Here is a 7,224-nt window from a genome sequence, read left to right as displayed (position 1 = left end):
TGATCGTGCCCGAGGAAATCTCCTCGAGCCCGGCGATCATGCGCAAGAGCGTCGACTTGCCACAACCCGACGGCCCCACCAGCACGATGAACTCGCCATCGGCGATGTCCATCGACACACCCTTCACCGCCTCAACACCGCCAGCATAGATCTTGCGGACTTCCTCTAGACTGATCGTCGCCATCGCAGTCGCTCACTTGTCGCTTTCGGTCAGGCCCTTGATGAACCAGCTCTGGAACACCACCACGACGAGCACGGGTGGCAGCATGGCGAGGATCGTCAGGGCGAAGGCCTCGTTGTAGTCGGGGATGTTGGAGCCGATCCAGGCAAGCAGGATCGTCTTGATGCCGCGCACCAGGGTGTAATAGCCCTCGTCATTGGTCATCAGCGTCGGCCAGAGATACTGGTTCCAACCGTAGACGAACATGATGATGAAGATCGCCGCAATCATCGTGCGCGAGATCGGCACCAGGATGTCGAGGAAGAACCGGACGGGACCGGCGCCATCGATGCGGGCAGCCTCGACCAGTTCCTCCGGCACGGAGCGGAAGAACTGGCGGAAATAGAAGGTGCCGGTGGCCGAGGCCAGCAGCGGCACGATCAGGCCGGAATAGCTGTTCAGCATGCCGAGCCCCTGAACCACCTCATAGGACGGCAGGATGCGCACTTCGAGCGGCAGCAGCAAAGTGGTGAAGATGATCCAGAAGAACAGGCTGGCCAGCGGCAGGCGGAAATAGACCAGCGCATAGGCGGCAAGCATCGACAGGATGATCTTGCCCACGGCAAAGCCGACACCGAGGATCAGCGAGTTCATCAGCATGGTCATGCCGGTGACCTGGCCGGTGAACCCGCCCTTGTGGGTCAGGACCTTGCCATAGGTCGACAGGAACTCGTCGCCCAGGGACAGCATCAGTCCGTTCTGGTGGATCTCGACGGCGGAGTGGGTGGACGTCAGGAAGGCCATCACGACCGGGGCGATCATGACGAAGGCCCCCAGCATGAGGATCAGGTGATCGAGCGGCTTGAACCGGGACATGGTGGCCTCCTCAGCCGTAATGCACGCGCCGCTCGATGAAGCGGAACTGGGCCATGGTCAGGACAAGCACGACGATCATTAGGATCACCGACTGCGCCGACGAGCCACCAAGGTCGTTGGACCGGAAACCGTCGAGATAGACCTTGTAGACCAGCGTCAGCGGATTGTTGGCCGGCTCGTTGCGGGTGACCACGTCAATGATGCCGAACGTGTCGAACAGGGCGTAGGTCATGTTGATGATCAGAAGGAAAAAGGCCGTGGGGGCCAGCATCGGCAGGGTCACGGTCCAGAACCGGCGCAGCTCCGAGCGGCAGTCGATGGCGGCGGCCTCGCGCAGATGCTTCGGGATGGCCTGCAGCCCGGACAGGAAGAAGATGAAATTATACGGGATCTGCTTCCACACCGCGATCACGACCATGGCGAAGGCGGTGTCGTAATAGTTGACGCCGACACGCATGTCCCAGCCGAACAGGGCGGCCAGATCCACCAGCGGGCCGATGTGCTGGTCGAAGAACATGATGCCCATGAGACCCGCCACCGGCGGGGCGATGGCATAGACCCACATCAGCAGGCTGCGATAGGTGGAGGCACCCGTCAGCACCGCATCGGCCTTCACCGCCAGCACCAGGGCGAAGGACAGCGACAGGAAGGTGACAATCAGCGTGAACACAAGCGTGAACTGGGCAATCCGTAGATACTCGGATGAGCCCAGCACCGTGGTGTAGTTCTCGAGCCCGACGAAGGTGGCACCAAAGCCGAAGGGATCCTCGATGTAGAACGAGGACTGGATCGCCTGTGCCGACGGCCAGTAGAAGAAGATGAAGATGATGGCCAGCTGCGGGGCGAGCAGGAAATAGGGCAGCAGCGGCGAGGAAAACTGGGCGCGCTTCATGGGCTGGCTCGCGGATCTGGCGGGCGTCCCGGCCTCGGAGGGCCGGCAGGACGCAAAATGGACGAGAGGACGAACGGCCGGGCAGGGCCCGGCCGTTGTCTTGGTGGCAGGATCAGATCAGCCGGCGGTCTTGGCGAAGCGGGAGAGGATCTGGTTTGCTTCTTCTTCGATGGTCTTGAAGGCGTCCTCGACCTTGACTTCACCAGCGAAGACCTTGCCGAACTCGCGGTTCATGACGTCGCGGATCTGCGGGTAGAAGCCGAGGCGATAGCCCTTGGACCATTCCCCGCCCGGCAGCATCAGCTGCTGGATGCCGACTTCGGCAGCCGGGGTGGTGGTGTAATAGCCGTCCTTCTTGGCCAGTTCATAGGCGGCCGAGGTGATCGGCACGTAGCCGGAGGTCTTGTGGTACCAGTACTGGATCTCAGGCGAGGTCAGGAACTGGAAGAAGTCGGCCGAACACTTGTTCTCTTCAGCCGGCTTGCCGGCCATGGCGAACAGGGCCGCGCCGCCGATGAAGGAGTTGGTGCCAGCGCCCTTGATGCCTTCCCAGTAGGGCAGGAACGTTGCGCCGAACGGCATGGTGGCCGTCTGCTGCAGGCCGCCGAAGGAGCCCGACGAACCGATCCACAGGGCAACCTTGCCCTCTTCGAACGGCTTCTGGTTCTCGTTCCAGCCTGCGCCGTAGAAGCCGAACAGGTCAGCCTGCTTCCACTCGACCAGCTTCTCGAACATCTTGCGCTGTTCGGGGGAGTTGACGGTCAGCTTTGCGCCTTCCGCACCGTCGAAGCCGTTGTTGTTGTTGGCAAACGGCAGGTTGTTGCGGGAGTGGAAATTCTCGACCATTTCCCACGGCAGGTGCGACTGCACCAGCGGGATGTAGCCGGCAGCTTTCAGCTTCGGAGCGATGGCTTCGAACTCTTCCCAGGTCTTCGGAGCTTCGACACCGGCCTTCTTCAGAGCGTCGGTGTTGAAATACATGATCGGAGCGGAGGAGTTGAACGGCATGCCGATGAATTTGCCATCCTTGTCGGCGTAGAAATGACGCACGCCCTGGATGAAGTCTTCGGCCTTGAACGGATAACCGGCTTCGCGGATCAGGTCCTCGGCAGCAACCGTCGCGCCCTTGGCGTTGATGATGGTGGCGGCACCGGCATCGAACACCTGCAGGATGTTCGGCTGCTGGCCGGAGCGGAAGGCAGCGATGCCCGAAGCGAGGGCTTCCTCGTAGGTGCCCTTGGAAACCGGGGTCAGCGCGCAAGCGGACTGGGCTGCGTTGAACTTGGTGGCCAGTTCATTGATGATTTCGCCGTTGCGGCCGCCCATGCCATGCCACCAAGAAATCTGGGTGGCGGCAAAGGCCGGCGCGGAGGCGCTGAGAAGGGCGGCCGCGGCGACGGCGCCAGCGACGAGGGTGCGGAACGACATGGGACACTCCTTGAGTGGATCGGGCCCGGGATGGTCGGGCGTTGCATGCGCGAATGAGCCTGCAGTCTGGATCTGCCTCCCGCAGGCGGCAGAAGGATCAAGCCGGCTTTGGGTAGTGTTTTCATATGAAACCATGATGTCGCCCGCGCGAAACTTTGGCGACAGTTACATGACGCATTGACCCCATGTTCAAGCTCGCGGATGGCGCTGTAATATAAAGTGCGTTGCCTGAATGTGACGATGGAATACGATGGAATATACTGGAATCTTGATGGCAAGCGATCGCGAATGCGCGGAATTCGTTGGCTTTGCTGCGTTGCATGATGCAACTGGTGCAGCGAGGGCATTGTCGCCGTCATTGAATTGTCGTACAACTTTCATATGAACGACATGCGCAGTTCATATGAAAACAATAAGCAGCGCAGGGGCAAGCAGGGCTTTCAGCTTTCTGGCTGAATGCCCGGTTCCAAGCGCTGTCCGGGCCGGACGGCCCCGCAACTGGGAGCAGGAAACACAATGGCTAAACGTCATCTTCTGGCCAGCCTCGTCGCCGCAGCGGCAATGGCTGGCACTTCGACCGCAGCTTTCGCCGCAACCGAAATCACCTGGTGGCATGCCATGGGTGGCGAACTCGGCGCCAAGCTGGAAGCAATCGCGACCAAGTACAACGAAACCCAGAGCGACTATAAGGTCGTTCCGGTGTTCAAGGGCACCTATCCGGAGACCCTGACCGCTGCCATCGCCGCCTTCCGCGCTGGCCAGCAGCCGCACATCGTGCAGGTTTTCGAAGTCGGCACCGGCACCATGATGGCCGCCAAGGGCGCCGTCTATCCGGTTTATGAACTGATGAAGAACGCCGGCGAGCCGTTCGACCCGAAGGCATTCCTGCCGTCCGTCGTTGGCTACTACACCGACACCGAGGGCAACATGCTCTCCATGCCGTTCAATTCCTCGACGCCGGTCCTGTATTACAACAAGGACGTCTTCACCAAGGCTGGCCTTGACGCCAACACGCCGCCGAAGACCTGGGAAGAGATGGAATCCTTCTCCAAGAAGATCATGGAATCCGGCGCGGCCAAGTGCGGCTTCACCACAGGCTGGGTTTCCTGGGTCCAGACCGAAAACCTGTCCGCTTGGCATAACCAGCAGATCGGCACGCTCGAGAACGGCTTTGGTGGTCTGAAGACCGAACTGACCTACAACAATCCGCTTGTTGCCAAGCACTGGGCCAACCTGAAGACCTGGCAGGACGCCGGCATCTTCCAGTACGGCGGCAAGGGTGGCGGCAACGACGCTCCGCCGAAGTTCTACTCGCAGGAATGCGCCATGTACATGAACTCCTCCGCCTCGCGCGCTGGCGTTCTGGCCAATGCGAAGGACTTCGAGGTCGGTATCACGATGCTGCCGCACTATGCAGACGTCAAGCCGCAGAACTCGATCATCGGCGGTGCAACCCTGTGGGTGCTGCAGGGCAAGAAGGACGAAGAATACAAGGGCGTAGCCAACTTCTTCACCTATCTGTCCTCGCCGGAAGTCCAGGCTCAGTGGCACCAGGACACCGGCTACCTGCCGATCACCCAGGCTGCCTATGACCTCAGCCAGCAGCAGGGCTTCTACGAAAAGAACCCGGGTGCTGACGTGTCGATCAAGCAGATGACGCTGAACGAGCCGACGGCCAACTCCAAGGGTCTTCGTTTCGGCAGCTACGTGCAGATCCGTGACATCATCGACGAAGAGTTCCAGCAGGTCCTGAGCGGTGCCAAGACCGCCGAAGTCGCCCTGGGCGACCTCGACAAGCGCGGCAACGTGCTGCTGCGTGAATTCGAGGCGGCCAACGCCAACTGATCCCTAAAGGATCCAAATCGCCCACGTCCCGGTCGCCTTTCAGGTCGCCGGGACGTGGGTCTTTCTGTCCGTCGCGCGACCAGGTGTCCCTGATGCAAACCAAACGCACGATCTTCCCCAACAAGGTTCTGCCGTATTTCCTGCTGGCGCCTCAGCTCGCAATCACGGGTATCTTTTTCTTCTGGCCCGCCGGCCAGGCGATCTGGCAATCGTTCCTGCGCGAGGATGCCTTCGGCTTCAAGACGACATTTGTCGGCCTTGCCAACTACACTGTGCTGCTCGACGACCCGAACTACCTGAACTCGCTTCAGGTTACCCTGGTCTTCTCGATTTGCGTCGCCGCGCTGTCCCTCGGGCTGGCCCTGCTGCTTGCCGTCTGCGTCGATCGGCTGATCAAGGGCGCCAGCGGTTACACCACGCTGTTGCTGTGGCCCTACGCCGTCGCCCCGGCGATCGCCGGTGTGCTGTGGTGGTTCCTGTTCAACCCGACCATCGGCATCCTGCCGTTCATCATGGAACAACTGGGCTATGACTGGAATCATTCGCTGAACAGCACCGATGCAATGATCCTTGTCGTCGTTGCCGCGAGCTGGAAGCAGATCTCCTACAATTTCATCTTCTTTCTGGCCGGGCTGCAGTCGATCCCGTTGTCGCTGCGCGAAGCTGCTGCCATCGACGGTGCCGGGCCGTTCAAGCGCTTCTTCACGATCACGCTGCCGCTGCTGTCTCCGACCTCATTCTTCCTGATGGTCGTGAACGTTGTCTACGCCATGTTCGATACCTTCGGCATCATCCACGCCACCACAGAAGGCGGCCCGGCGCAGTCGACCAACATCCTGGTCTACAAAGTCTATTCCGACGGTTTCATCGGCCTCAACCTTGGCTCGTCCGCAGCACAGTCTGTCATCCTGATGGCCATCGTCATCCTGCTCACCTTCGTCCAGTTCCGCTATGTCGAGCGGCGCGTGGCTTACTAGGACAAGTCCGTCATGGTCGAAAACAAACCCTGGCTCACTGCCCTCGCGCATCTTGTCCTGATTCTCGGCGTCATCATCGTCGCGTTTCCGGTCTATGTCGCGCTGATCGCTTCGACGCGGGCGCCGGATGAATTCATGTCCGGCCTCATCCCGCTCGTCCCCGGTCCTCATGCGCTGCAGACCTATTGGGACCTGCTGACGACCGGGGCCAGCACCTCCGGCGCCCCGCCGCTTGGGCCGATGATGCTGAATTCGCTGGTGATGGCGTTGATCATTGCCACCGGCAAGATCGCGATCTCGATCCTGTCAGCCTTCGCGATCGTCTATTTCCGCTTTCCGTTCCGGCAGCTCTTCTTCTGGATGATCTTTGTCACCTTGATGCTGCCGGTGGAAGTGCGCATCCTGCCGACCTTCAAGGTCGTGGCCGATCTCGGAATGCTGAACAGCTATCTCGGATTGACCGTACCTCTGCTGGCCTCGGCCACAGCAACCTTCCTGTTCCGCCAGTTCTTCCTGACCGTGCCGGACGAACTGCTGGAAGCCGCCCGCGTCGACGGCGCCGGCCCGATGAAATTCTTCCGCGACATCCTGTTGCCGCTGTCGCAGACCAACATCGCCGCGCTCTTCGTCATCCTCTTCATCTATGGCTGGAATCAGTATCTCTGGCCGATGCTGGTGACCACCGAGACGGGCTATTACACGATCGTCATGGCGATCAAGCGGATGGCAGATGTGGCCGACGGCTTGCCCTATTGGAATTATGTGATGGCCGCAGCCGTCCTGTCGATGCTGCCGCCCGTGCTTGTCATCATCGTGATGCAGAAGCTCTTCGTCAAAGGTCTTGTGGAGACGGAAAAGTAAAATGGCGACGATCAGTTTAGAGGAAGTCCGCAAGATCTATGCTGGCGGTGTTGAGGCGGTGAAGGGGGTGTCGATGGACATCGCCGATGGCGAGTTCATCGTGCTGGTGGGGCCGTCGGGCTGTGGCAAGTCGACGCTCTTGCGCATGATCGCCGGGCTTGAGGAAATCTCCGCTGGCGACATCC

Annotated in this window: 8 protein-coding genes; 4 read left to right on the top strand and 4 right to left on the bottom strand. The window is 60.4% G+C overall.

Annotated features, from left to right (window positions below):
* From ACTIFE_RS20335 to ACTIFE_RS20320, 4 genes are all read right to left on the bottom strand, one after another.
* Nucleotides 1-184 (bottom strand): ATP-binding cassette domain-containing protein (locus ACTIFE_RS20335; protein ID WP_439530970.1); only part of this gene is annotated, 184 nt, incomplete at its 3' end.
* A 9-nt stretch (nt 185-193) separates the two neighbouring features.
* A complete protein-coding gene (locus ACTIFE_RS20330) occupies nt 194-1,036 on the bottom strand; it encodes an ABC transporter permease subunit (protein ID WP_439530969.1) in 843 nt (280 codons plus the stop codon).
* Between the two features lie 10 nt (nt 1,037-1,046).
* Complete coding sequence (locus ACTIFE_RS20325) at nt 1,047-1,928, bottom strand: ABC transporter permease subunit (protein ID WP_439530968.1); 882 nt, start codon at nt 1,926-1,928, stop codon at nt 1,047-1,049.
* 117 nt (nt 1,929-2,045) lie between these two features.
* On the bottom strand, nt 2,046-3,356 hold the full coding sequence (locus ACTIFE_RS20320) for an extracellular solute-binding protein (RefSeq protein ID WP_439530967.1): 1,311 nt from the start codon (nt 3,354-3,356) through the stop codon (nt 2,046-2,048).
* Between the two features lie 516 nt (nt 3,357-3,872).
* Here ACTIFE_RS20320 and ugpB point away from each other — a divergent pair.
* The 4 genes from ugpB to ACTIFE_RS20300 all read left to right on the top strand — a co-directional run.
* Entirely contained in the window at nt 3,873-5,201 is a 1,329-nt protein-coding gene (gene ugpB / locus ACTIFE_RS20315; protein ID WP_439530966.1) for a sn-glycerol-3-phosphate ABC transporter substrate-binding protein UgpB, read from the top strand.
* 92 nt (nt 5,202-5,293) lie between these two features.
* Entirely contained in the window at nt 5,294-6,178 is an 885-nt protein-coding gene (gene ugpA / locus ACTIFE_RS20310; protein ID WP_439530965.1) for a sn-glycerol-3-phosphate ABC transporter permease UgpA, read from the top strand.
* Between the two features lie 12 nt (nt 6,179-6,190).
* Nucleotides 6,191-7,039 (top strand): sn-glycerol-3-phosphate ABC transporter permease UgpE, encoded by an 849-nt coding sequence (gene ugpE / locus ACTIFE_RS20305; protein ID WP_439530964.1) that lies wholly within the window; start codon nt 6,191-6,193, stop codon nt 7,037-7,039.
* Between the two features lies 1 nt (nt 7,040).
* Nucleotides 7,041-7,224: ATP-binding cassette domain-containing protein (locus ACTIFE_RS20300; protein WP_439530963.1), on the top strand; the 184-nt coding region annotated here is incomplete at its 3' end.

Source organism: Pannonibacter sp., from assembly GCF_051860505.1.
Classification (GTDB): domain Bacteria; phylum Pseudomonadota; class Alphaproteobacteria; order Rhizobiales; family Stappiaceae; genus Pannonibacter.
This window is presented reverse-complemented; position numbering and strand designations above follow the sequence as displayed.